This is a genomic window from Pseudomonas sp. gcc21 (assembly GCF_012844345.1).
Taxonomy (GTDB): Bacteria; Pseudomonadota; Gammaproteobacteria; order Pseudomonadales; family Pseudomonadaceae; genus Halopseudomonas.
In genome coordinates this window covers 3,535,058-3,560,079 of record NZ_CP051625.1, presented here as the reverse complement: position 1 = coordinate 3,560,079, position 25,022 = coordinate 3,535,058, and the positions used below count along the sequence as shown (strand labels likewise).

Annotated in this window: 19 protein-coding genes; 6 read left to right on the top strand and 13 right to left on the bottom strand. The window is 60.7% G+C overall.

What is annotated here, in order from left to right; all coding sequences use genetic code 11:
* Positions 1-9: 9 nt before the first annotated feature.
* The 4 genes from HG264_RS16480 (at position 10) to HG264_RS16465 (ending at position 6,846) form a co-directional block, all read left to right on the top strand.
* Positions 10-1,794, top strand: a complete 1,785-nt coding sequence (locus HG264_RS16480; RefSeq protein WP_169409180.1) for an SLC13 family permease — start codon at positions 10-12, stop codon at positions 1,792-1,794.
* Between the two features lie 90 nt (positions 1,795-1,884).
* On the top strand, positions 1,885-2,892 hold the full coding sequence (gene yejK / locus HG264_RS16475) for a nucleoid-associated protein YejK (RefSeq protein WP_169408614.1): 1,008 nt from the start codon (positions 1,885-1,887) through the stop codon (positions 2,890-2,892).
* 137 nt (positions 2,893-3,029) lie between these two features.
* Positions 3,030-4,838 (top strand): glycoside hydrolase family 15 protein, encoded by a 1,809-nt coding sequence (locus HG264_RS16470; protein ID WP_169408613.1) that lies wholly within the window; start codon positions 3,030-3,032, stop codon positions 4,836-4,838.
* Between the two features lie 58 nt (positions 4,839-4,896).
* Entirely contained in the window at positions 4,897-6,846 is a 1,950-nt protein-coding gene (locus HG264_RS16465) for an ATP-dependent DNA helicase RecQ (protein WP_169409179.1), read from the top strand.
* A 55-nt stretch (positions 6,847-6,901) separates the two neighbouring features.
* Here HG264_RS16465 and HG264_RS16460 read toward each other — a convergent pair whose 3' ends face one another.
* The 6 genes from HG264_RS16460 to HG264_RS16435 all read right to left on the bottom strand — a co-directional run bounded on the left by HG264_RS16460 (position 6,902) and on the right by HG264_RS16435 (position 12,221).
* Complete coding sequence (locus HG264_RS16460; RefSeq protein WP_169408612.1) at positions 6,902-8,260, bottom strand: erythromycin esterase family protein; 1,359 nt, start codon at positions 8,258-8,260, stop codon at positions 6,902-6,904.
* The gene (locus tag HG264_RS16455) at positions 8,253-8,906 is read right to left on the bottom strand and encodes a phosphoribosyltransferase (protein ID WP_169408611.1); all 654 of its coding nucleotides are present in this window, start codon (positions 8,904-8,906) and stop codon (positions 8,253-8,255) included. Before HG264_RS16455 ends, HG264_RS16460 begins: the two co-directional genes overlap by 8 nt.
* Before the next feature lie 89 nt (positions 8,907-8,995).
* Positions 8,996-9,757: an ABC transporter permease gene (locus tag HG264_RS16450; RefSeq protein WP_169408610.1), complete on the bottom strand. Its 762-nt coding sequence runs from the start codon at positions 9,755-9,757 to the stop codon at positions 8,996-8,998.
* Positions 9,754-10,734, bottom strand: a complete 981-nt coding sequence (locus HG264_RS16445) for an ABC transporter ATP-binding protein (RefSeq protein WP_169408609.1) — start codon at positions 10,732-10,734, stop codon at positions 9,754-9,756. The genes HG264_RS16450 and HG264_RS16445 overlap by 4 nt, the downstream gene beginning before the upstream one ends.
* Before the next feature lie 123 nt (positions 10,735-10,857).
* Entirely contained in the window at positions 10,858-11,793 is a 936-nt protein-coding gene (locus HG264_RS16440; RefSeq protein ID WP_169408608.1) for a glutathione S-transferase family protein, read from the bottom strand.
* 65 nt (positions 11,794-11,858) lie between these two features.
* On the bottom strand, positions 11,859-12,221 hold the full coding sequence (locus HG264_RS16435; protein WP_169408607.1) for a GIY-YIG nuclease family protein: 363 nt from the start codon (positions 12,219-12,221) through the stop codon (positions 11,859-11,861).
* A gap of 29 nt (positions 12,222-12,250) precedes the next feature.
* On the opposite strand from HG264_RS16435, the gene HG264_RS16430 reads away from it, so the two are divergent.
* Complete coding sequence (locus HG264_RS16430) at positions 12,251-12,733, top strand: asparaginase domain-containing protein (RefSeq protein ID WP_169408606.1); 483 nt, start codon at positions 12,251-12,253, stop codon at positions 12,731-12,733.
* 306 nt (positions 12,734-13,039) lie between these two features.
* A complete protein-coding gene (locus tag HG264_RS16425) occupies positions 13,040-14,923 on the top strand; it encodes a choice-of-anchor I family protein (RefSeq protein WP_169408605.1) in 1,884 nt (627 codons plus the stop codon).
* Positions 14,924-15,149: 226 nt separating this feature from the next.
* Here HG264_RS16425 and tldD read toward each other — a convergent pair whose 3' ends face one another.
* Genes tldD through mreC form a run of 7 tightly spaced genes read right to left on the bottom strand, consistent with a single transcriptional unit; the run spans position 15,150 to position 24,864 of the window.
* A complete protein-coding gene (gene tldD, locus HG264_RS16420; RefSeq protein ID WP_169408604.1) occupies positions 15,150-16,595 on the bottom strand; it encodes a metalloprotease TldD in 1,446 nt (481 codons plus the stop codon).
* Positions 16,588-17,436, bottom strand: coding sequence for a carbon-nitrogen hydrolase family protein (locus tag HG264_RS16415; RefSeq protein WP_169408603.1), 849 nt, complete (start codon positions 17,434-17,436; stop codon positions 16,588-16,590). Before HG264_RS16415 ends, tldD begins: the two co-directional genes overlap by 8 nt.
* Positions 17,437-21,306 (bottom strand): YhdP family protein, encoded by a 3,870-nt coding sequence (locus tag HG264_RS16410; protein ID WP_169408602.1) that lies wholly within the window; start codon positions 21,304-21,306, stop codon positions 17,437-17,439.
* A gap of 15 nt (positions 21,307-21,321) precedes the next feature.
* Positions 21,322-22,779: a ribonuclease G gene (gene rng, locus HG264_RS16405; protein WP_169408601.1), complete on the bottom strand. Its 1,458-nt coding sequence runs from the start codon at positions 22,777-22,779 to the stop codon at positions 21,322-21,324.
* Between the two features lie 52 nt (positions 22,780-22,831).
* Positions 22,832-23,428, bottom strand: a complete 597-nt coding sequence (locus HG264_RS16400; RefSeq protein WP_169408600.1) for a nucleoside triphosphate pyrophosphatase — start codon at positions 23,426-23,428, stop codon at positions 22,832-22,834.
* A gap of 13 nt (positions 23,429-23,441) precedes the next feature.
* Positions 23,442-23,915, bottom strand: coding sequence for a rod shape-determining protein MreD (mreD, locus tag HG264_RS16395; protein WP_372240180.1), 474 nt, complete (start codon positions 23,913-23,915; stop codon positions 23,442-23,444).
* Positions 23,905-24,864 (bottom strand): rod shape-determining protein MreC, encoded by a 960-nt coding sequence (gene mreC / locus HG264_RS16390; RefSeq protein WP_169409178.1) that lies wholly within the window; start codon positions 24,862-24,864, stop codon positions 23,905-23,907. Before mreC ends, mreD begins: the two co-directional genes overlap by 11 nt.
* Positions 24,865-25,022: the final 158 nt, after the last annotated feature.

Here is a 25,022-nt window from a genome sequence, read left to right as displayed (position 1 = left end):
CTCATCAGCATGGCGCTGTTCGTGCGCAACAAGCCGCGCATGGATGTCGTTGCCCTGCTGGTGATCGTTGCGCTGCCGCTCAGCGGCATTCTCACCATCAACGAAGCCATCGCCGGGTTCAGCGACCCCAGTGTGCTGTTGATCGCGGCATTGTTCGTGATTGGTGACGGGTTGGTGCGCACCGGTATTGCCTATCAGCTGGGCGACTGGCTGGTGCGGCACGCTGGCAAGAGCGAAACGCGGCTGGTGGTGTTGCTGATGCTGACGGTGGCCGGGCTCGGTTCGGTGATGAGCTCCACCGGCGTGGTCGCCATATTCATACCTGTGGTGCTCAGCGTCGCGGTGCGCATGGGCATTCCTGCATCGCGCCTGATGATGCCGCTCAGCTTCGCCGGCCTTATGAGCGGCATGCTGACGCTGGTCGCCACGCCGCCAAACATGGTGGTCAATAGCGAACTGGTGCGCACCGGTCTGCCGGGTTTTTCCTTCTTCAGCTTCACGCCGATTGGGCTGGTGATCCTGGTCGCGGGCGTGCTCTACATGCTGGTAGCACGGCGCTGGCTGGGCGGCCGGGCGGCGGAGCTGGATGAGCGCGAACCACGTCACAGCCTGGCCGATCTGGCCAAGGCCTACCGCCTGACCGAGCGTGAGCGCCGCCTGCGCGTACGCCCCGGTTCACCTTTGGCAAACAAGCAACTGGTTGAGATGGAGCTGCGTCAGCAGTACGGCATTAACGTCATCGCCATCGAACGCCAGCGTCGGTTCCGCACGATACTGGAACTGGCCACGGGCAAGACCCTGCTGCAGCCCGGCGATGTGTTGCTGGTCGATCTGGCCAGCCCGGCTATCGCGCTGCTTGGTGCCTATGACGAACTCGGGCTGGAATCGCTCCCGCTGGAAACCTCCTACTACAGCCTGTATTCCCATCAGATGGGGCTGGCTGAGGTCGCGCTTCCTCCCGACTCGCGCCTGCCCGGCCAGACCATTCAGGAGTTGGCGTTTCGCAGCCGCTTCCGACTCAACGTGGTGGGTCTGCGCCGACGTGGCGAGGCATTGCCAGGCTTGCTGGTGGATGAAAAGCTCAAGGAGGCCGATACCCTTCTGGTGGCGGGAGACTGGAAGGACATCAATCGCCTGCACGGCCTGAGCCGGGATTTTCTGCTGCTCAGCGTGCCCACCGAAATCGACGAAGTTGCCCCGGCGGCGCGCAAGGCGCCCTACGCCCTGTTCAGCCTGGCAGTGATGATCGCATTGATGGTCAGCGGGCTAGTGCCCAACCTGCTCGCTGCCCTGATCGCCTGTCTGCTGATGGGCGTCTTCCGCTGCATCACCATGGATTCAGCCTACAAGGCGATCCACTGGCCGAGCCTGATACTGATCGTCGGCATGCTGCCCTTTGCCCTGGCACTGCAGAAAACCGGCGGTATTGATCTGGCGGTAAGTACCTTGCTGCAGCTGTTCGGCGATGCAGGCCCGCGTGCGCTACTCGCCACGCTGTTCATCTGCACGGCTGTCACCGGCTTGTTCATTTCCAACACAGCGACGGCAGTGCTCATGGCACCGGTTGCGATTGCCACGGCGCAGGCCATGGATGCCTCGCCCTACCCCTTTGCCATGATTGTTGCGCTGGCCGCATCTGCGGCGTTCATGACGCCGGTTTCCTCGCCGGTGAATACGCTGGTACTGGATCCGGGGCGTTATCGTTTTACAGATTTCGTGCGCATCGGCGTACCCTTCACGCTGCTGGTACTGGTCATCAGCGTGACGCTGGTGCCCTGGCTGTTTCCCTTGTAACAGGCCGGCATCGCACCCGGTTTACGCCACGCGACAACTGGGTTACCTTGCCGGCCTGCGCCACCTTCCCTTGAGTTTGCGGATATCACCATGCCCATCGACAACAGCGTTGTTCATCAGATTCACAAGAAGCCCGACGGGCAGCCTGCCAGCCTCACCCTGCGTGATGCTGAACTGGCCAGCTCCGAGGCGCTGGAACAACTGCTGGCGGGACTGATCGAGGCCTATAACAGCAAGCCGAACAAGGCCTGGGGCTATTTCCAGACGGAGAGCGGCGCCTATCCGTTCAGCGGCTGGTTACAGCAGCTGCTGGATGAGGAGCTGGATTTCCTGCGCTTTTCCACCCAGGCCACCGAGCACCTGAAAACGCTGATGGAGGGCTCCAATCTGGCGCTGGGCGGACACGTGCTGTTTATCCGCTACCGCCAGGGCATGACCGCCTTTCTGGTCATCGCCCTGTTGCACCATACCGAGGGCGTGACCGTTACCGATGACCTGAACGTAGCGGCGGCGCGGCATCTGGATCTGTCCAGCCTGAACATGGCGGCGCGCATCAACCTCACCGAGTGGAAACAGAACGCCAGCTCCAAGCAATACATTTCCTTCATTCGTGGGCGCAGCGGCAAGCGCGTGTCGGACTACTTCCGCGACTTTATCGGTTGCGTTGAAGGTGCCGATCCAGAGCAGGAAACCACCACCCTGCTGCAAGCCTTTCAGGATTATGTGGGCGAAGCGGATATGCCGGCGGACGAGCTCAAGGGCAAGACCAAGGCCATGAGCGGTTACGTCAGCGGCCAGGCGCGTCAGGGCGAGCAGGTGGCGCTGGAAGAGCTGTCTGGTGTGATTGATGAGGAACAGCCCCGCGCCTTCTACGACTACATCCGCAACAAGGATTACGGCCTGAATGCCGAGATCCCGCCGGACAAGCGCACTCTGAACAACTTCATGCGCTTCTACGGCAAGGCTGATGGCATGTCGATAAGCTTCGAGGCGCACCTGCTGGGCGAGCGCGTTGAATATGACGAATCCGACGACGCGCTGGTGATCAGGCATCCACCCAAGGGTTTGATCGAGCAACTGAAAAAGAAGAAGCGCTGATCACCGGCTGCGCTTTCATCCGGCAACACTGCGACATCAATTCGCCCTATCTGGACAGGGCCTTGCAGGAACTTCACTGAAAACCCGGGGGTCGCTTGGTGAGAGGCGGCACGTCGCCGATCACCCCGGGAGTATCAATGGCGCAACCTATCGAAGACTATGCATTGATCGGCGATCTGTGCACCGCCGCATTGGTCAGCCGTAGCGGCAGCATCGACTGGTTCTGCCCTCCCCGTTTCGATTCCCCCGCGTGCTTTGCTGCGCTGCTTGGTGATGCTGAGCACGGCCACTGGCGGCTGTCGCCCAGCGCCGAACCCACCGAAGTCAACCGTCACTATCAAGCGGACACTCTGGTGCTGTGCACCGAGATGCGCTGCGTTCAGGGCCGCATCCGCATCACCGACTGCATGCCCTTCGATGACAACGTGACGATTCTGCGCCATGTAGAGTGTCTCGAAGGCTGCGTCGAGATGGATATGAGCCTGTTGCCCCGCTTCGACTACGGCAGGGAGCCCGCGCGCTTTGAGCAGAGCGAGAACGGCGTATGCATTAAAGGTGGAGAACACCCCTTATGGCTGTTCACTGATCTATCCTGTGAATGGCAGGACGCCGACTGTATCAACGCACGCTTCAGCCTGAGCCCAGGTGAGCAGCGGCTGATGCAGCTCACTCACCTGAGCGGTGATAGCCAACCGGAAAGCGCACGCTGCAGCGAAGGCGCCATCGAGGACTGCGCCGGCTGGTGGCGCGACTGGGTGCGTCAGTGCAGTTATCAGGGCCGCTGGCGAGACGCCGTGGTGCGCTCGCTCATCACGCTGAAAGCCCTGACCTATGCACCCAGCGGTGGCATGGTCGCGGCACCGACCTCCTCGTTGCCGGAAAAAATTGGCGGTGCCGCCAACTGGGATTACCGATTCTGCTGGCTACGCGACGCGGTACTGGCTGTTGATGTGTTCCTCGACTCGAACTTCTTTTCGGCGGCGCATGAATGGCACAGCTGGCTGTTGCGCGCCATTGGCCAGGACAACGGCACCGTGGATGTTGATGTGCTCTACAGCATCACCGGCACCGAACCCATGCCGGAGCGGGAACTTGGCTGGTTGCCCGGCTGGAAGGGTTCCCAGCCGGTGCGTGTCGGAAATGCGGCCTCGGAACAGCATCAGTTGGATGTGTACGGCCTGCTGATGGACGTGCTGCATATCGGCCGGCGCAGCGGCATGGAAACCACCGAGCAGACCTGGGACTACCAGTGCAAGATCATGGACTTTCTGGTCGAACACTGGCGCGAACCGGACGATGGTATCTGGGAACTGCGCGGCGCACCGCGGCATTACACGCACTCCAAAGTGTACGCCTGGGTTGCCTTTGACCGGTCTATTCGCGATGCCGAAGAGTTCGGGCTCAAGGCACCCGTCGACCTCTGGCGCAGCACCCGCGACGAGATCCACGCGGACGTCTGCCGCAACGGGATCGACCCGTCACGTAACGCCTTTCAGCAGACCTATGATGAAGCGCGCCCGGATGCCAGCCTGCTAATGGTCCCACTGCTGGGCTTTCTGCCCGCCGATGATGACCGCGTTCAGGCCACGTTGGCCTGGATCGAGGACACGCTGTGCGAGGACGGCCTGGTCTACCGGTTTCTGGAAGATGATGCCTACGACGGCAGCGAGGGCGCGTTCCTGACCTGCAGCTTCTGGCTCGCAGATGTACTGACCATGAGCGGGCGGGTTGATGATGCCCAGGCGGTATTCGAGAAAATACTCGGCTTGCGTAATGACGTTGGGCTGCTAGCTGAGGAATATGATCCGCAGCACGGCTTGCTTGGCAACTTCCCACAGGCGCTGTCGCACCTGGCACTGGTCAAAAGTGCGTACCTGATTGATTCCGACAAGGATGCCCACCGAGGCGGTCAACCCGAACGTCACGCCTACCGCCCGGTGCCCTGATTGGGTCAATGTGTATCCATTGGCAGACAAGCGCGGCGTAAATCGCCACCATGTCGCAATGATCAGACAATCCCTGCTCGACACCTTCGGTTACGACCGCTTCCGCCCCGGCCAGGAGCCGGCCATCAACGCTGTGCTGGAAGGCCGTTCGGCGGCAGCCATATTCCCGACCGGCTCGGGCAAATCGCTGTGTTATCAGCTGCCCGCCATGCATCTGCCGCATCTGACGCTGGTGGTCTCGCCGCTGTTGGCGCTGATGCAGGATCAGCTGGCATTCCTCGAGCGGCACGGCATCAGCGCCGCGAGCATTGATTCATCGCAAAGCCGGGAAGAAGCCAGCGATGTCATGTCGCGGGCCAAAAGCGGCGAGCTGAAAATACTGATGATCTCGGTGGAGCGGCTGAAGAACGAGCGTTTCCGCCATTTTATCCAGCAGGTGCCTATCTCCCTGCTGGTAGTGGATGAGGCGCACTGCATATCCGAATGGGGCCATAACTTCCGCCCGGATTACCTCAAGCTGCCCGCGTACCAGAAGGATTTCGGCATCCCGCAAACGCTGTTGCTAACAGCGACGGCAACGCCGCCGGTCATCGCCGACATGCAGCGCAAGTTCGGCATCTCTGATGCCGATGTGATCACCACCGGCTTCTACCGGCCCAACCTGAATCTGCTGGTCGAGCCAGTTACCGGCGCTGACAAACGCCAGCGTCTGGTCGAATGGCTGGGTGCCCGCAGCGCCGAGCCGGGTATCGTCTACGTCACCCAGCAACAAACCGCCGAAGACGTCGCCAGCTACCTCAGCCAGCATGGCATTCACGCCGCGGCCTACCATGCCGGTATGGAGCATGAGCGACGCGAGCGCATTCAGCGCGACTTCATGAACGGCAATATCAACTGCATTGTCGCGACCATCGCCTTTGGCATGGGCATCGACAAGAGCGATATCCGCTTCGTGGTGCATTTTGATCTGCCCAAATCCATCGAGAACTACAGCCAGGAAATCGGCCGTGCAGGCCGCGATGGCAACCCGTCGGACTGTCTGGTTCTGGCCAACCGCGACAGCCTGAACGTGCTGGAAAACTTCGTGTATGGCGACACGCCCGAGCGCGCCGGCATTCGCTACGTGCTGGATGAGCTGAAACGTGATGCATCCGGCGGGCAATGGGAACTGATGCTCAATGCACTCTCCACGCGCAGCAATATTCGCCAGCTGCCGCTGAAGACGTTACTGGTTCAGCTGGAACTGCGCGGGATTATCGCGCCCCGCTACGCCTATTTCGCCGAATATCGCTTCAAATTTTTGCTCGAGCCCGAGCAACTGGTTCAGCAGTTCCAGGGTGAACGCAGGGACTTTGTCGAAGCGATCATCAGTACGTCCCGGCGAGCGAGAACCTGGAGCACGGTGGATTTCGATGCGTTGTGGCAGCAGCACCGGGCCGACCGAGGCCGGGTGATCAAGGCGCTGGATTACTTTCAGGAGAAGAACTGGGTCGAGCTGGAAAGCAAGCAGATGACCGAGGTCTACGAGTTGTTGCAGCCGGATTTCGACGCAGCCAGCCTGAGCGAAGCACTGCATGACTATTTCCACCGACAGGAAGCCAGCGAGATCAACCGTATCCATGCCATGCTCGATCTGTTTGCCACCCGAGACTGCCTGAGTCGGCGGCTGGCCTGTTACTTCGGCGATGAACAAGTGCCCGAGCGGTGCGGACACTGCTCGGTATGTCATGGTCAACCTGCCCAGCTGCCCGAGCCCCCAGCGTTACCGCCGTTAACGCTCGATCGTATTCAGCAACTCAGCGCAGCTTTTGTGGAACGCTATAGCAGCGATCAGCACCGTGCGCCCACTGCGGACAGTCTGGCGCGCTTTCTGTGCGGTATCAGCGTGCCGCTGTTCACCCGGCTCAAGGCTCGAAGCCTGCCGGGTTTCGCTGCGCTAGAAGCCTATCCCTATGCCAGCGTAAGAGAGCTTGCGCGAGATAGCCAAGGTCCACCCAGTGCTCGCTGAGGACAAACGCCAGAAGGTGGGGCGCGCTGCGCACGCCATCGCGCCTCGGGTTTCATCACAGCCCGCTCGGATAGGTGTCATCCGGCTCCAGACCCGGCGCCGTAGCTCCGTCCGCCAATGCCTGCAGCGCATGCGTCTCGTCAAAATGCAGCACGAAGTCATACTGTTCCGGTAAGCGACTGTGGAAGTAATGACTTTGCCGCTCGGTTTCAGGCCGGTAGATCACGCCGATAGCACGGTGCAGGCGCGATTCACTCAAGGCGTCGGTCAGCGCATTGCTCTCGCGCAGGTCCAGCAGAAAGTTGGTCGGGCTGGCTTTCTGGAATAGCTGCTCGTAACTGCCAGCCAGTGGCGGACGCACCTGCTTGCATTCCGCCGGTGCATCCCAGTCCGAAGCTGCCGTCACCTCGCCGGTTGCGGTGGTGAAGCCCACCAGCAGGGCCTCGCTTCCATATTTTTCCCGCGCCAGCTGCCCGATATTGAATTCGCCATGTCGCCCCATGTCCGTCGCAGCCGCGTTACCAATGTGGGAATTGTGCGCCCAGACCACCACGCCGGCCTCGCCACCGAGCTGATAACTCAAGTGTTCACGCAGAGCTTCGAGGGTCTCGAACATATGACCATCGCGCAGGTTCCAGGAGCTGGACTCACCGCGGAACATCGAGCGGTAATATTCCTCGGCGTTGCGCACCAGCCGCGCGTTCTGCTCGGCGCAAAAACGCTGCTCATCGGCCACCAGACCCAGGCCGACCAGACGCTGCAGCGCCTTGCCCTGCATATCCATCAACTGTTCGGTAATTTCCTTTTCACAGGAGGAGCTCATACCGAATGCAACGGCGTGTCCGTAGCGCTGCGGCTCGCCCAGAAACTGTTCCAGGCAGGCGTAACGTTCGCGGGCTCGGCGCGCCGCCGGCGGATCATGCTTATCCAGATAACTGATGACCGCCTGCGCCGAGCTGGACATGCTGTACAGATCCAGACCATAAAAGCCCACCGGGCGCTGGCCTGCTTCGGCGCGTGCCGGATCCTGGTTGAACGCAGCCAACCATTCCACGAACGCAAGCACTTGGGTATTGGCCCACATCCATACGGGGAAACGCTCGAACACATCCAGCGCCTGTCTGGCGCTCTTGTCGGAACCTGTGTTCCATACAAAGCGGTTGATTGCATAGGCGTCGGGCCAGTCGGCTTCCACAGCCACTGCGCTGAAATCCAGCTCCTCGATCAGCCGGCGGGTGATCTCTGCACGCACCCGATAAAACTCTTCAGTGCCGTGGGATGCTTCTCCGATCAACACATAGGGTTTGCCATGTGCCGCCTGGATAATTGCGTCGTAATCGGCATCGCCGCCAGTCAGGGGAATGGCATGCCGCTCGATGGTGTCAATCACACCCTGGTCATTTGCTTTACTCACTCGCGCCTCCCGCTCGGTACTGCTGCAAAATCTGGATCACCTGTGCATCGGTGGTCTGGGCGAAATCGTCATACCAATAGCCGACGCCCCCCAGATCGCTCTGCGAATACGGACACTCCAGGCGATCGACCAGCATGGCGAGCTCGTCGCAGGTATCGGATGCCCCGACGGGCACTGCCACGGTGACGCTCCTCGCGCCAGCCTGATGTACTGCCCGTATCGCCACGCGCATGGTTGCGCCCGTAGCCAGGCCGTCATCGATGAGAACCACGTTGCGGTCGTTTAGTTCGGGAGAGGGACGTTCGCCACGATAGCGCTGCTCGCGGCGATGCAGTTCGGCGCGCTCGCGCTCGATCACCGCATCAATCTGCGTCTGCTCGAGCTTGAGCTGCCGCAATACCTGCTGATTGAGGAAAATGAGGTCGCCACCGGCAATCGCGCCCATGGCGTATTCCTCATGCCCGGGCACGCCCAGCTTGCGCACCAGCAGGATATCCAACGGCAAGCCGAGTGCCTTGGCCACTTCCGCCGCGACAGGCACGCCACCGCGCGGCAGCGCCAACACAATGAGCTCCGGTTGGCCGGCCAGATCAGACAGGGCTTTAGCCAATTCCTGGCCGGCGTGAGCACGGTCGGTGAATAACATATGGCCTCCGGTCATCATCCCCTAAGGAGAATGACCCGAGAAGTCACAGGCTGTTCAATCGGCCGGCCAGACGGGTTGCGGCCACGCAATCAGGGCTTGATTTTATATCCGGTCCGGAAGATGACCCAGACAATCGCCAGACAGATAGCGAGAAACACCAGCGTCATGCCAAGGCTGACACCGATGTGCACATCTGCCACACCGTAGAAACTCCAGCGGAACCCGCTGATCAGATACACCACCGGGTTGAACAGCGTGATGGTTTGCCACATCGGCGGCAGCATGTTGATCGAATAGAAGCTGCCGCCGAGAAAGGCCAGCGGAGTGACGATCATCATCGGCACGATCTGCAGTTTTTCAAAGCCATCGGCCCAGACGCCGATGATGAACCCGAACAGACTGAAGGTGATGGCCGTCAGCACCAGAAAGCCGAACATCCATACCGGATGCAGGATTTCATAATCCACAAACAGCCGGGCTGTCAGAAGGATCAGGGTACCCAGCAGCACCGATTTGGTGGCCGCCGCGCCGACGTAGGCAATCACGATCTCCACCGGCGACAGCGGCGCCGAAAGCACCTCGTAAATGGTGCCAGTGAACTTGGGCATGTAGATGCCGAAGGACGCGTTGGAAATGCTCTCGTTGAGCAACATCAGCATGATCAGGCCGGGGATGATGAACGCCCCGTAACTGACGCCGTCGATCTCCTGCATGCGCGAACCAATGGCCGCGCCGAACACGATGAAGTACAGCGAGGTGGAAATCACTGGCGAGGCAATGCTCTGGAACAGCGTGCGCCACATGCGGCTGAGTTCGGACAGATAGAGCGCGCGGATGCCGTAGAAATTCATGCCCGGCCTCCGCTCTGGATATCCAGTTGCACACTGGCAGTGGCGTCGGGCCGGGTTTCGTCGTGTACCAGGCCGACGAAAATATCCTCCAGTGAGCTCTGACTTGAATGCAGATCCTTTACCTCCAGACCTTCCTCGCCGAGCGTCCGTAGCAGATCAGCCAACCCTGTGTGCTCGCACTGGGCGTCGAAGGTATACACCAGCGCGTGGCCATCCTGCATCAGCTGCAAACCGTATTTCGCAAGGCTTGCGGGTAGCTGCATCAGCGGTTCCTGCAATTGAATGCTCAACTGCTTGGTGCCCAGTTTGCGCATCAGGTCGGCCTTGTCCTCGACCAGAATGATCTCGCCACGGTTGATGACGCCGATGCGGTCGGCTATCTCCTCGGCCTCTTCGATGTAATGGGTAGTCAGGATAATGGTCACGCCCTGCTCGCGCAGCCGGCGAACCATGTTCCACATGTCGCGCCGCAGCTCGACATCCACGCCTGCCGTCGGCTCGTCGAGAAAGAGCACATCCGGCTCATGGGCGAGCGCCTTGGCGATCAACACCCGGCGCTTCATACCGCCGGACAGGTTCATGATCTTGTCGTTACGCTTGTTCCACAGCGACAGCTCTCGCAGCACGCGCTCGATATGTGCCTTATCCGGCGCCTTGCCGAACAGACCGCGGCTCAGATTGACCGTGGCAAGCACCGTATCGAACATGTTGCTGGTCAGTTCCTGCGGTACCAGGCCAATGGTTGAGCGTGCCTTGCGGTAATCCCGAACGATGTCATGCCCCGCCACCGTGACCTCACCCTGGCTGGCATTGACGATGCCGCAGATGATGCTGATCAAGGTGGTCTTGCCGGCACCGTTGGGGCCCAGCAGCGCGAAGATTTCGCCACGGTGAATGGTCAGGTCGATATGTTTGAGCGCCTGAAAACCCGATGAGTAGGTCTTGTTCAGGCCTTTGACGCTGATAACAGGTTCCACAGCCCCTCCGGGTGAATTGGCATGCTACCCGAGACCTGACCCGCAGTATCGCTGGCCAGGCACAGGTGCTTCGGGTTGTCCCCCACTTTGAAAAAGGGGGGTTAGGGGGATCAGGGTTCGATCTCAGGCTGCTTCGATACGGAAACCGTAGCGCGGGAAATGCACGTACAGCAGACCGGCACGCTCGTCTTCTCGGGCTACTACGATTTCTTCGTTACTTTCATGAACCAATGAACCACTGACCGGATCGGTCCCGTAATCCACCGCACTGACGCTCACCGCCTGCCCGAGTTCGAAGCCGCCCGGGCTGACGAACTCGATTTCCGGCAAGGCAGCGGGTGAGGCCTCTCGCGCGATTCGGATAGCTTCGGATGCGTCCATCTGAGTGCTGGAGCCATGCCCGAAATCAGCAATGCGTTTCATCCAGGCAGCGATCGCCGGATAACCGTCCAGCGCATCAGCCACGGCCTTGTTCGAAGCCACAAACCACAGCGGATGGTAGTGCGCCAGATCCGCAATGGAGGGCACGTCCCCCAGAATGAATTCGCCATTGCGAGCCAGTTGTAGCTCCAGCCGGCTCATCAACGCTGGCCACTGTGACAACGCGACGCGCGTATCCAGGGGGTTGGCGGTGCCGCTGGCGAACAGCGCCTGGCGGTCCGCCACAAAGCCCTTGATCACCTCTTCGGGCATATCGGCAAACCGAAAGGCCAGGCCCTTCTTCTGGAAATTGATTGCCACGCCATGCTGGAACAGTACCTGATCGGCAAACTGGGCAAGCCCCGCGGCAGCGGCTTCACGCCCCTCGGGGAATAACGCCGGGGTGACCTTTTCCTGTTCCAGCCGCCGAGCCATCAACGCTGTATCGCAGTAGATGTCTGCGCCAATCTGCAGCACCGGGGTGCGACGATAACCACCGGTCAGCGCAGTCAGATCCGGTTTGGGCATTACCGCCGGAATCATTACCGAATGCCAGGACAAGCCCTTGAATCCGAGCATCAGGCGCGCTTTTTCGGCGAAGGGGGATTGCGGGTAATGATGCAGAATCAGGTCGGTCATCGTTCGGCTCCATGTGAAGATACAGGTGAGGTATTAGGCTCCGCCAAACCATGGCAAGCCCGGAATCAATCCAGCTTAGCCGGTGCCGGGTCGGCTGCACAGTCGCGATTGAGCCTGGTGTCTGTGCCGGCTTCTGCGTCGGCAAACAGCCGGATCAGTTTTTCCTTCGCCGGCTTGGCCAGCGCCTTGACCGCCAGTTCGCGGCGCAGGGCATCGGAATGATCTATACAGATTTCCTGCCACACCAACGCCTGGGCCGGACTACGATTAAAGAACCGCGCGCCCTTGCCGCTGGCGTGCTGACGAAAACGCCGTTGTGGATCGGTGGAAATCCCCGTGTACAGATGGCCGTTCTCGGCCCGCACCATGTACACCCACCAGGTTCTGGCAGCCGGTTCGAGAGTGTGTTGGGTACTTTCAGAAGGCATACTGGCGCTTACGACTGCAGGAGTTAGCCATGTTTATACAGATTTTCGGCACCGGCGGCACCATCGACAAGGTGTACTTCGATGCGCTCAGCGAGTATCAGATCGGCGAACCCATGGCCGGGGAGCTGCTCGAACAGGGTCGCATCGGCTTCAACTATTCCATCGAATCGCTGCTCAAGAAAGATAGCCTGGACCTGGACGACGCCGACCGCGATTTGATCCGCAGCCGGGTAGCCGCTTGCCCGCACGAGCACATCCTCATCACCCACGGGACCGATACCATGACCGTCACCGGCGCCGCGCTGGCTGAAATCGACGACAAGGTTATCGTCCTCACCGGCGCCATGCAGCCCGCCCGCTTCCGCGACTCCGATGCGCTGTTCAACCTCGGGCTGGCAATCGGCGCACTCAACACCCTTGGTCACGGCGTGTATGTTGCCATGAGCGGACGGGTGTTTCCGGTCGATCAGGTTCGCAAGAACCGCCTCGCCGGACGCTTCGAAGGGTTTTGACAGGGCACTATTCAGCCCATGGCCGCGGGATATGGAATGTCGAGTTCCATCTCGACAGGCGTGCTGCAACAACTCCGCCGGCCGGGATGGAACCCGGCCCTCCCAGGTAACGCGGTGCGATGGAGTGTCGAGTTCCACCTCGACAAAGACATACTCTCAAACCTCCGCCCGGCCGGGATCAAACCCGGCCTTTCATACATCGCTGCCCTCGCCCGCGTTCACATTCCCGTCGCCGTTCTGCCACAAGCGCGTAACACGCAGCGCGTATCAATACCTGGCCAAACTTACTTGCCAGGAAATCAACACATGAACAGATGGATACTGACGGCCACTGCCGCGGCTGTACTCGCCAACCTTGGCGGCTGCCTGAATAGCAGTAGCAACAGCGATGACGATTACATTGTGGAAGAACAGCAGCCTGAAACCAGAACTGTAGACCTGAGGCTCAACACACTTGGCCGTTATTCCTCTGGCGAGTTTGGCGTCAGCGCAGCAGAGATCCCTGCGTTTGATCCAGTTAACAAGCAGATCTTCGTAGTCAATGCGCTCTCAGGTGCCATTGATGTGTTGAACGCGGCCGACCCCGCCAACCCTGTTCTGGTCACGCAGCTGGCCATGGACGATGTGGCCCCGAACGCCGTGGTCAACAGTGTCGCCTGGCACAACGGCCTGCTCGCCGTGGCGGTGGAAGCCGAAGTCAAAACCGACAATGGTTACGTGGCCCTGTTCGATGCGGCTACGCTTGAATTGCTCGACTTCAAACAGGTCGGCGCCCTGCCAGATATGCTGACCTTTACCCCGGATGGCCAGCACATACTAGTCGCCAACGAGGGTGAGCCAAGCGATGACTACCAGACCGACCCCGAAGGCTCGATCGGCATTATCAAGGTGACCGACAAGCAGCTGGGTACGCCCGCGATAGCCGGATTCGCCGACTTCAACGACCGCGCGCAGGCCCTGCGCGAAGCAGGCGTACGCATCTATGGCCCTGGCGCCAGCCTCGCGCAGGACATGGAGCCTGAGTACATCACCGTTTCCGCCGACAGCAGCACAGCCTGGGTTTCACTCCAGGAAAACAACGCCTTTGCCAAGGTGGATATCGCCAGCGCGACTGTCACTGACATTCTGCCGCTCGGCTACAAGCAATACAGCGAGGAAGGCAATGGTATCGACGCGAGCGACGAGGATGGCCTGATCAACATCAGAACTTTCCCCGGCGTGGTCGGTATCTATCATCCTGATGCGATCAGCAGTTACAACCTGAACGGCACGCAGTACATCGTTTCGGCGAATGAAGGCGACGCCCGTGCCTGGGGCGAAGACAACAGCGCCTACTGGGGCGGCGACGCAACACAAGGCTTTGTCGAGGAATTTCGCGTCAAGCATCTGGTGCATGCCAACGGCTTTGACCGCCGCGCCGGAGACGATCTACCGCCACAGCTGCGTGCGCTGGCAGCCGGTGCCCTGCTCAATTCGGACACCTTTGCATATTGCGGTGCGACGGCTGCCGATCCGGGTGACTGCCGCGAAGACGATGTGCTTGGCCGCCTGAATGTCACCTGGGTGGATGGCTATCGCAAAAACGCCGATGGCAGCCCGGTGCTGTTCGATGCGAGCGGCACGCAAAATCCCGCCGGTGACCGACTGATGTATGACCAGTTGTATTCATACGGGGCGCGCTCGGTCTCTATCTGGGGCGAGAACGGCGAACTGGTATGGGACTCGGGCGATTTCATCGAGCAGTATCTTGCTAGCGATGAATGCAAACTTGGCGAGAACCGGAATATCCCCTGCGCCAGCTACTTCAACTCCGGACACGACGAAGGCAATGCCTTCGACAGCCGCAGTGACGCCAAAGGCCCGGAGCCTGAAGGTATTACCGTGGGTAAAATTCATGATCAGCACTTCGCCTTTATCGGGCTTGAGCGCATGGGCGGGATAATGGTCTTCGATATCAGCAATCCGCAGGCGCCGGTATTCCAGGATTATCTGAATACCCGTGAAAACTGGGATATCGAAGAGCCAACGGCGACCGATCTGCCGGTAATGGGCGATCTTGGTCCGGAAGGCCTGACATTCGTCGCTGCTGAGCACTCCCCCAACGGCGAATCCTTGCTGATTGTCGGCAACGAGGTCAGCGGCACCACGGCGATCTATCAGGTCGATTTATCGGAAAGAATTACCGAGTAACCGCCAGACCAGTAGGCGCTGTTGCTGACAGCGCCTACTACCCCCGGAACATCCCCTCTTCGCCTGTGCAACAGCAACCAGAGCCTGTGCTTGCTGCCAGGATGTAGATGCGAAATCAGAACAACGCCGCCCTATGGAGTGTCGAGTTCCACCTCGGCAAAAGTGTTCTGCCAAAACTCCGCTGGCCGGGATGGAACCCGGCCCTCCGTAACACCTCTATGCAGCCTCAGGCGCCCGTACCGCCCACCGTGATCTGATCGATCCTGAGTGTTGGTTGGCCGACGCCGACCGGCACGGATTGACCATCCTTGCCGCACGTGCCGACGCCACTGTCCAGCTGCAGATCGTGACCGACCATGGAAACGCGGTTCATCACTTCGGGTCCGTTACCGACCAGCGTCGCGCCCTTGACCGGTGCGGTGATCTTGCCGTCTTCGATCAGATAGGCCTCGCTGGTCGAGAACACAAACTTGCCGCTGGTGATATCCACCTGTCCGCCGCCCAGGTTGGCGCAGTAGATGCCCTTCTTCACCGAACGGATGATGTCCTCCGGATCGCTTTCACCAGCCAGCATGTAGGTATTGGTCATGCGTGGCATCGGCAGGTGCGCGTAGGATTCGCGGCGGCCATTGCCCGTTGCCGGTACGCCCATCAGCCGCGCGTTGAGTTTGTCCTGGATATACCCCTTGAGAATGCCGTTCTCGATCAGCGTGGTGCACTGGGTCTGATTGCCTTCATCGTCGACACTGAGCGAGCCGCGACGACCGGCAATGGTGCCATCATCCACGATGGTGCACAGGCTGGAGGCAACTTTCTCACCGACCCGGCCGCTGTAGGCAGAGGTGCCCTTGCGGTTGAAATCGCCTTCCAGGCCATGACCCACGGCTTCGTGCAGCAATACCCCGGACCAGCCCGGCCCCATCACCACCGGCATGCTACCGGCCGGAGCAGGAATGGCATCCAGATTGACTGTGGCCTGACGCACCGCTTCACGGGCGTAGGCCATGGCGCGCTCTTCTGCTTCGAAGTACAGATAATCGGTACGGCCACCACCGCCGAAGCTGCCGCGTTCACGCCGGCCATTGTGTTCGATGATCACGCTGATATTCAGACGCACCAATGGACGGATATCACCGGCCCAAGTGCCATCGCTGGAGGCGACCATGACGGTGTCATGGGAGCCGCCGAGGCTCACGGACACCTGAGTGATGCGCGGATCGAGACTGCGCGTATAAGCGTCCAGGCGTTGCAGGAAGGACACCTTGTCCGCCTGGGCCATGACGTCAAGCGGATTGGCAGAAGGATACAGCGCCTGGCTGGTGTCGCGTTTCCACGCCTGTACGCCGCCTGCCTGGCCGGCCCGCGCAATTGAGCGCGCCGCCGAAACGGCCTGGCTCAGCGCCGGCAGACGGATATCGTTGCTGTAGGCAAATCCGGTCTTCTCTCCGGACTGGGCACGCACCCCTACGCCCTGATCGACATTGAAACTGCCGTCCTTGACGATGCCATCCTCAAGCACCCAGGACTCGCTCACCTGATGTTGGAAATACAGATCAGCCGCGTCCACACCGGGGGCCGAAACCAGCTGACCGAGCACACCTGCGATCAGATCAGGACTCAGCTCAGCGGGTGTCAGCAGGCGGCTTTCAACATTGGCTATCAGATCACTCATTCTTTTCGGACTCCTTGGCCGTTAGTTCGGCCGGGGCAAACCGGCGATGCCCCGAGACGGGCATTCGCTGGCGAATAGCGCGCATATGGGTATGGTCGAGTGGCGCGGAGACCACCCCTTCCCCCTGCTCAAGCGAAGCAATCACCTCGCCCCAGGGATCAATCAGACAACTGTGGCCAAAGGTCTCACGCCCGCCGGGATGCAGCCCACCCTGGTTGGCGGCAAGTATGTAACACTGGGTTTCGATGGCCCGGGCGCGCAGCAGCACGTCCCAGTGGGCAGCCCCGGTCACCGCAGTAAAGGCCGAAGGCACCACAATCAGATCTGCATCGGCGCGGGACAGTGCAAAATACAGCTCGGCAAAGCGCAGATCGTAACAGATCGACAGGCCGACACGCCCGACCGGCGTATCCACGCACACCACCTGATCGCCGTAACCGTAATCCCTGGATTCGCGGTAACTGCGGGTGCTGTCGGCTACTTCCACATCAAACAGATGCAGCTTGTCGTAGCGCGCCACTTCAGCGCCCTGATCATCCACCACCAGACAGGTCGCCATGGGCTTGCCGCCGGACGCGCGCGGCAGCGGGATGCTGCCGCCGATCAGCCAGACGCCGTTTTGCCGCGCCTGTTGTGCGAGAAACGGGCGAATCGGACCTGTGCCGTGAAACTCGGCAGCAGCGATGTCCCCCAGCGAGCGGTTACCGAAGGCGGCGAAGCATTCAGGCAACAATATCAGCCGCGCGCCATCGGCAGCCGCTTCGGCAATCAGCCCGGCGGCGCGTTCGAGATTGGCCGCTACGTCCGGCCCGCTGATCATCTGGATGGCAGCAACCTTCATTCAGTCCTCCAGTGCGGCCTCGTTATCAAAGGCGCGATCAAATTCGACGTTGGGTTTTTGCCAGTCACCGCTGATCTTGTATTTGACTGAAGCAAAACGGGCTATCCGGTCGCCGAGAATCTTGTCGGCAATAAACAGCGCGCCGCCAATATAGGGCGCACCGGCGATGATTGCGGCCAGCGGCAGGTTGTTGGTAACAGGAAGCGTCACCAGCATGCCCATGTCAATTTCGTTTTGTGGCAGGTCGAGGCGACCGTCCAGCTGCAGCTTGACGCTCGGCCCGTCCATCACCAGCGGCGTGCGGTTATGCATGACCCCGTCGGTGAACAGCAGATCACCGTCCAGAGTATCGTACGCCGTACCTTTGCCGAACAGGTCGGAAAAGTCCAGGCGCAGCCGGCGCGTCAGGGCGTTGAAGTTGAGCAGGCCGAATACCTTGAGTGCATCAGCCGAACTCTCGCCGCTCTGCAGAACTCCGTCGCGCGCACGCAGCTGCAGTTGGCCGGTGCTGCGCTTGAGCGCGAAATAGGCGGGAGAGCCAGGCCATTCCAACTCTGTGGTGGCGGCAAACTCGTTACTGGTCAGCGTCGGCGCGTAATCCCAGGCGCGCAATACTTCGCCTACGTTATCTGCGCTGAGGCTGCCTTCAAAGCGGGTCCGCCGATCGACATCGCGCCAGTTCAGGTTACCGCGCAGCTGCAACCCGCCCCGCAAAGCAACGTTCGCATCGTCCACGCGAAGGCCCTGGGCAGTCGGCCGCATGCGGAACGAAACCGGTCCGACCAGATCTTCGCCCCAGAATAGCTGGGCGACACTGAGATTGATCGCAGGCAACGAGGACGGCGTTACGCCATCGAGAGGATCCTCAGACACCATCGGCTCGACCAACGCCTCGGATTCCTCGGCTACATTCGGGTCGCGGGCAAAGCGCAGACGCTGCAGATCGATCTGCAAGGGTTCGTTAGCGCCTGCCGGCAGCCGGATCCGACCGACCACGTCGGTCTGCTGAACATCGAAGCCCCACCCGGCCGGCGCGTTTCTTCCATAGAGCTGAAGGTCATCGAGTTCCAGACCCAGACCTTCGAAGCGGGCCGCGTTCAGGTTGATTTCACGGATGGCAGCCAGCGGAGAATCGCTGGCTGCAGGCGACTGAGCAGCGGTGCCAGTGCCAGTGCCGGTCCTGAAATCGCTGATCCACTGCTGCCAGTCATTCCATTTCAGGTCAGCAAAATTCGCCCGGACGCTCAGGCCCTGTTCAGACGGAACGGCGGGATTGCCACTGCGATAGCGCACGTCGCCGCGCAGGGAATCGCCGGAGCGAACGACGACACCGCGCAGGTCTCCTCCTGAACGAAACGACCAGCGCTGACCCTGATCCGTGAGTCGCAGAGTCACCTCGGTGGGCAAGGCCTGCTCGGATTGCTTGGCAAAGGGTTGCGGCAAATCGAGTGCGACGCCCTGTAGATCGGATGCGACCTGCACGCTCTGGCTGCCAGAACGAATCGCCACCTGAGCATCCCAATCCACACGACCGGTGGCCAGCTGCAGCGGCGCCTTGCTAAGCATCGACCAGCTCTTCAATGCCTGCACCGGATGGCTGCCCTTCATGCGGATCAGCTGTTCACGGTCGATCACCCCGATGGTGCCGGTTACCGGCTCGCCAAGAAACTGCAGATGGACGCTATCGGCCGTCAGCCCCTTGCTGTGGTCGTAGGCGAAGTTGCCGCTGACTTCATGCAATGGCGCGTCAAGCTGGGGAATGAACAGCTGTTCGGCCCGGGCTTGTGCCTTGAGCCGGATATCCGGCTGCCCGCCCTGTTGCAGGGGAATGACCAGTGAGCCCGTACCAGCCAGCGTGCCGTTCCCGGTCCAGCCTGCCAGCGGATCGCTGGTGATCTCGCTCAGCGGCGTATCCTGCATCAGGCGCAGTGCGTCCTGTAGGGGTCCTGTCACATCGCCGTTGACCGACAACAGCATCGGTGCGTCAGGCACTTCACGGTCGATAGCGACATTAACGTCACTGAGTTCGGTATTCCATAGCCGGGCTTGCCCTTGCTGCACGGTTACCGCGGTATTGCGCAGATGCAGGGTGCCGGATACGTTTTCCAGCGCCGGCCAGCCAGGCTGGAAGAACAGGCTGCCCTGGTCGATGCTGCCGTAGAGCTCCAGAACGCGATCTTCCGGCGCAGCCCCCTGTGCCAGCACACCGCGGTAGCTGAAAATGGCCAATGGAACATTGCCTGACAGATCCGTCGAGAGCAGCCACTCGTGCAGTTGCGGACTCATCGCCGCAGCCCGTGATGGCAGATACCGGCGATAGAACTCCGCCTGGCTGTCCCGCAGCGCAACGCGCAGATCCATGCTCGGTGTACCACCGGGACGTGGCAGATGCAGATCGAGTCGTGCTGTCGCTTCGCCCTCTTCGCCACTCACCGCCAGGCTCGACGCCTTCAGCCGCATGCCTGATTCGTCAGACCATTCCCAGCTCAGACTGCCAGTCAGGTGGTCGTATTGCCAGGGTTCAGGAAACAGCTGCGGCAGCGACATGCTCCAATTGTAGCTATCGAGTCTGAGCTCACCCAGTGCACGGCTGCCGGCCAGCGTACCGCTGATTCCTCTGAAACCGGGTACGGCCCGCCAGGGTTCGACACTTATATTCTCCAGCCTGGCTTCGAGCGTCAGATCATCAAGGGCGAACGAGGTGCTGCTCCCGCGCAAGCCGACACCAATTAGCGCCCCTTGCGGATCGAGGGCAGCGAGTATGTCAGCAAAGCGGTCCTGGGGGATGGAGCCATGGAGCCCGGCAGCCAGCGGCTCCAGCGGCAAACGGTCCAGCGCCAGCTGCCAGCTTCCATCCTCGACTGTACGGGTGGCCGTCAGACGGGTCTCCGGCCACGGGATATCGCCGACCTGCAGTCCTAGCTGTTCGACACGTAGCGACTGTTGATCGGTGCCGAGTTGCAGGTCGAACTGAGCCTGCAGTTCAGTCAAAGCCGCGCCGGGTCGCAGGGTTCGCAGTGTGACCTCGGGTGCATCCACAACGCCTTGCAGCCGGTGTAACCGGCGCGCCTGCCAGCTGCCCCAGAAATCACCGCCTGCCACCAGCTGTTCAAGCCGGACCTGCTCCAGCCAGGCATGGGGTATCCAGTCGCTCCATTGCATGGCAGGTAGTTCTGCAAAGAACTCAACCGACATATCGCGCCAGTTATCACCCTCGCTCTGCCCTTCGAGTTTCAGGCGCAGCTGGCGACCATCGGGTAACGCCAGACGTGCATCAAACTGATGATCTCCCCATCGATTGACCAGCGTCAGATCACCATCGGTGAAATTCCACTCCGGCAAGTTGTGGGGGTTGATGCGAATACGGCTGTCGAGCAGTGTGATGCGGCGCTGATTCAGTAGTTTGCCGAGCGTTTCGTCGAGCCCGCCTTCGACCCTGTCCCGCGAACCCAGGCCGCGCAAACGCCAGCGACCATCGGCTTCCTCGAGCAGTTCCAGCGCCAGACCTTCAACCTGCAACGCGTCGAGTACCGGCTCCCGCCGCCACAGGCTGGCGAATACATCAAGCCGAGCGGTGACATTATCGAGGGCGAACAGTATAGAGCTATCGGGGTCAGCTTCGGCGTGTACCTGCAACCCGCGGAGCATGAACACCGGCTGGGTGCCCTGCATCTCGCCGCTCAGATTATCCAGCCGGATTGCCCGCCCGGTAAGTTCTTCGGCATGCTTGACCAGCTCTGCCTGGTAATCCGCCACGGCCGGTACGAATTGGCGGCCCAGGCTTACATAGGCAGCCGTAGCCAGCAGCCAGATGACAAGACACAGAATCAGCCCATCCAGACCCCGACGAACCCAGGTTTGCCAGCTCATGCGCTCAGACGCTCATCACATCAGCACCACGTCGTACTGTTCCTGGGTGTACACCGGCTCGACCTGAAACTTGATGGGCCGCTCGATGAACATCTCCAGGTCGGCGACGTTGCCTGACTCTTCGTCCAGCAACCGGTCAATGACCGCCTGTGAGGCGAGCACCATGTAGGCACCGGCCTGATAGGCCCGGGCTTCGCGTAGTATCTCGCGGAAAATCTCGTAGCAGACGCTTTCGGCGGTCTTCTGGATACCCCGGCCTGAACAACAGGGACAGGGTTCGCAGAGGATCTGCTCGAGGCTTTCGCGGGTACGCTTGCGGGTCATCTGCACCAGACCCAGTTCGGTGATGCCGATAATGTTGGTTTTGGCGTGGTCGCGTTCGAGCTGTTTTTCCAGCGTGCGCAGCACCTGGCGCTGATGTTCTTCGGCTTCCATGTCGATGAAATCGATAATGACGATACCGCCCAGGTTGCGCAGGCGCAGCTGGCGAGCAATGGAGGTCGCCGCCTCGAGGTTGGTCTTGAAGATGGTTTCTTCAAGATTGCGATGCCCGACAAAGGCGCCGGTGTTCACATCGATGGTGGTCATCGCCTCGGTCTGATCAATCACCAGATGGCCACCCGACTTGAGCATCACCTTGCGCTCCATGGCCTTCTGAATTTCATCCTCCACGCCATACAGCTCGAACACCGGACGCTCGCCCGGGTAATGCTCGAGCTTGTCTTCGATGCCGGGCATCAGCTCCTGCACGAATTGCTCGACCTTCTGGAAGGTTTCCCGCGAGTCGATGCGGATCTTTTCAATACGCACGTTCGCCAGGTCGCGCAACGTGCGCAGGGCCAGCGGCAAGTCCTCGTAGATGACCGACGGCGCGCTACAGGCGCCCATCTGCTGGGAGATCTGCTGCCAGAGGCGTCGGACATAGCGGATGTCCGCGAGAATGTCTTCCTCACGTGCGGCTTCGGCGGCGGTACGCAGGATAAACCCGCCCGGCTCGTCTATGGCCTCGTCAGCGACGCACTGGGCGACAATCTGCTTGAGGCGCTCGCGCTCGGCTTCTTCTTCAATCTTCAGCGATATGCCGACATGCGGCGTGCGCGGCATATACACCAGGTAGCGCGAGGGCACGGAAAGGTGCGTGGTCAGACGTGCGCCCTTGGTGCCGATGGGATCCTTGGTGACCTGCACCACCAGTGCCTGGCCTTCATGCACCAGCGCATTGATCGGCTCGACCGCCGAGCCTTCGCGCTCGGAGATTTCCGAGGCGTGGATAAACGCAGCCCGCTCCAGGCCGATATCAACGAAGGCAGCCTGCATGCCCGGCAACACACGGACAATCTTGCCCTTGTAGATATTGCCAACGATGCCACGACGCAGGGTGCGCTCGATGTGCACTTCCTGCAGTACGCCGTTTTCCACCAGAGCGACCCGTGTTTCCATCGGGGTTATATTGATAAGAATTTCTTCGCTCATGGGCTCTCCCAGTATTGTGGACCGTCAGGATACGGTCATCGGTGCCCGTCTCTCAGGGCGCTTGCCAACAGGAAACCCCGAATTCACTCAACAGTGCAGCTGTTTCCATCAATGGCAGCCCTACCACCGCGCTGTAGCTGCCCTCAATGCGTTCGATAAATATCGCGCCCATCCCCTGGATAGCATAACCGCCAGCCTTGTCGGCCGGCTCGCCTGTATCCCAGTATGCGCTCTTTTCGGCTTCGGACAGCTGGCGAAACCATACCCGGGTCTCGACACTTACCAAACGTAGATCCTCGCCCCGGCAGACCGCTACGCTGGTGATCACACTGTGGGCCTGCCCTGACAGCGCGTCCAGCATCGCCAGGCCATGCGCGCGGTCGGCTGGCTTGCCCAGTATGTTATCGCCCAGCACTACCGCAGTATCTGCCGCCAGCACGACCGCCCCGCCGGGAGCCTTCACAACACCCGCACGCACCTTGTCACAGGTAACGCGCTCGACATACGCCCTGGGCAACTCGCCAGGCAGAACCCTTTCGTCAATCTCTGACGGCATCACCCGGGTTGGCACGCCGATCTGCAACAGCAATTCACGGCGGCGTGGCGAGGCCGAAGCCAGATACAGTGAGCCGCCGTGGTCGGACGTCATTACAGAAGCCTTATCAGACGACATGGAAACGACGCCGGAAGACATTCAGGAATGCACAGGCCCACGGCCACAGCAAAGCGCTGACCAGCGCCGGGAGCAACAGCAGGAGAATCGGCGGCCGACTTCCGGCCAGACTGTTCAGCCACAACAGCAGCAACTGGGCGACGCCAAACACGGGCAACATCACCAGGCTTTGTTGCCACAATGGAAAGCGCCGGATCCGCTGATAAAGCAGCAACACCATGGTCGCGACCAGCGTCATGACCAGCGCATGCTGACCGAAGAGTTCGCCATACAAGACGTCGGAAGCTATGCCGGCAAACCAGGCCATCACCAGCCCGACCCTGTGCGGCAGAAGCATCACCCAGAACGCCACCGTCATGGCCAGCCACATCGGGCGGCCAAAATCGAACGGTTCCGGCATGGGCATGACGCCAAGCAGCAGCGCCAGCAGCACGGTAAAGCCAATCACCAGACTATGGCGCATCGTCGCTGCCCTCATCATTGGCCGCCGGCTCGCCGCCCTCGCCTGATTCTACCGGGGCGACCGGAGGCTCCTGTGCGGCAGCCGCCTGATCCGTGGATTCCGTCTGGCCCAGACTCAGCGCAGGGAATACGTCGCCATAGGCACTTTCCGGACTGAACACCAGAAGCAGGTAACGGCTACGGTTGAGCTGAGCGGTCGGGGCAACCTTGACGATAGAAAAGGGCTCGGCAGGGTCCTGTTCGACGGAGATGACCCGGCCAACCGGATACCCTGCAGGAAAACGCTGGCCCAATCCGGAACTGACCATGATGTCGCCAATGCGGATATCCGCCGTGTCGCTGACATGGCGCAGTTCGAGCCAGTCGTTGTTTCCGGTCCCGGTCGCCATTGCCCGCAAACCGTTGCGATTGACCTGCACGGGCAGGCTGTGGGAGACATCCGTCAGCAGCAGTACGCGCGAGTTGAAGGGCATCACTTCGACTACCTGTCCCATCAGGCCGGTAGCATCGAGCACCGGTTGGCCGAGAAACACGCCGTCGCGCTCGCCCTTGTCGATCATGATGCGTTGGGTAAAGGGGTTGGGATCGACGCCGACCAGTTCAGCGACCAGCACGCGCTCATCGACCAGCGATGACGAATTCAACAGCTCACGCAGCCTGACGTTCTGCTCGGTCAGGGCGGCGAGTTTCTGCAGTTTACGTTGGGTCAGCAAGGATTCGGCCCGCAGGCGCTCATTCTCGGCAATCAGATCGGCGCGGCTGGTGAGTTGGGTATGCACGTTTTCCCAGGCGCGAACCGGCAACTCGGCAACGTAATAGATAGGCATCAGGATCATGCCGAGCTGGGCGCGCACCGGCTGCAGCACATTCAGTCTGGCGTCAGTCACCATCAGCGCCACCGACAACACCGTCAGCGCCAGTAGACGAACACCCAGCGAAGGGCCTTTGATGAACAGCGGTTTGATGGTGCACTCCTCATAAACCTGTGCGGCTCCTGCTGCCGCGACGCTGAGCCAGGGTCTGTAGAACGGCCGCCGCAGGTGCGATGGTCAGTCGTTCCGGATCCCTATCATGCAACACCGGCGTGACAGGGACCAAGACCTGGTAA

Coding starts and splice junctions, on each gene's coding strand:
- HG264_RS16480 (WP_169409180.1), top strand. CDS start 10: ATGGCGCTGTTCGTGCGCAACAAGCCGCGCATGGATGTCGTTGCCCTG.
- yejK (WP_169408614.1), top strand. CDS start 1,885: ATGCCCATCGACAACAGCGTTGTTCATCAGATTCACAAGAAGCCCGAC.
- HG264_RS16470 (WP_169408613.1), top strand. CDS start 3,030: ATGGCGCAACCTATCGAAGACTATGCATTGATCGGCGATCTGTGCACC.
- HG264_RS16465 (WP_169409179.1), top strand. CDS start 4,897: ATGATCAGACAATCCCTGCTCGACACCTTCGGTTACGACCGCTTCCGC.
- HG264_RS16455 (WP_169408611.1), bottom strand. CDS start 8,906: ATGTTATTCACCGACCGTGCTCACGCCGGCCAGGAATTGGCTAAAGCC.
- HG264_RS16450 (WP_169408610.1), bottom strand. CDS start 9,757: ATGAATTTCTACGGCATCCGCGCGCTCTATCTGTCCGAACTCAGCCGC.
- HG264_RS16440 (WP_169408608.1), bottom strand. CDS start 11,793: ATGACCGACCTGATTCTGCATCATTACCCGCAATCCCCCTTCGCCGAA.
- HG264_RS16435 (WP_169408607.1), bottom strand. CDS start 12,221: ATGCCTTCTGAAAGTACCCAACACACTCTCGAACCGGCTGCCAGAACC.
- HG264_RS16430 (WP_169408606.1), top strand. CDS start 12,251: ATGTTTATACAGATTTTCGGCACCGGCGGCACCATCGACAAGGTGTAC.
- HG264_RS16425 (WP_169408605.1), top strand. CDS start 13,040: ATGAACAGATGGATACTGACGGCCACTGCCGCGGCTGTACTCGCCAAC.
- tldD (WP_169408604.1), bottom strand. CDS start 16,595: ATGAGTGATCTGATAGCCAATGTTGAAAGCCGCCTGCTGACACCCGCT.
- HG264_RS16415 (WP_169408603.1), bottom strand. CDS start 17,436: ATGAAGGTTGCTGCCATCCAGATGATCAGCGGGCCGGACGTAGCGGCC.
- HG264_RS16410 (WP_169408602.1), bottom strand. CDS start 21,306: ATGAGCTGGCAAACCTGGGTTCGTCGGGGTCTGGATGGGCTGATTCTG.
- rng (WP_169408601.1), bottom strand. CDS start 22,779: ATGAGCGAAGAAATTCTTATCAATATAACCCCGATGGAAACACGGGTC.
- HG264_RS16400 (WP_169408600.1), bottom strand. CDS start 23,428: ATGACGTCCGACCACGGCGGCTCACTGTATCTGGCTTCGGCCTCGCCA.
- mreD (WP_372240180.1), bottom strand. CDS start 23,915: ATGCGCCATAGTCTGGTGATTGGCTTTACCGTGCTGCTGGCGCTGCTG.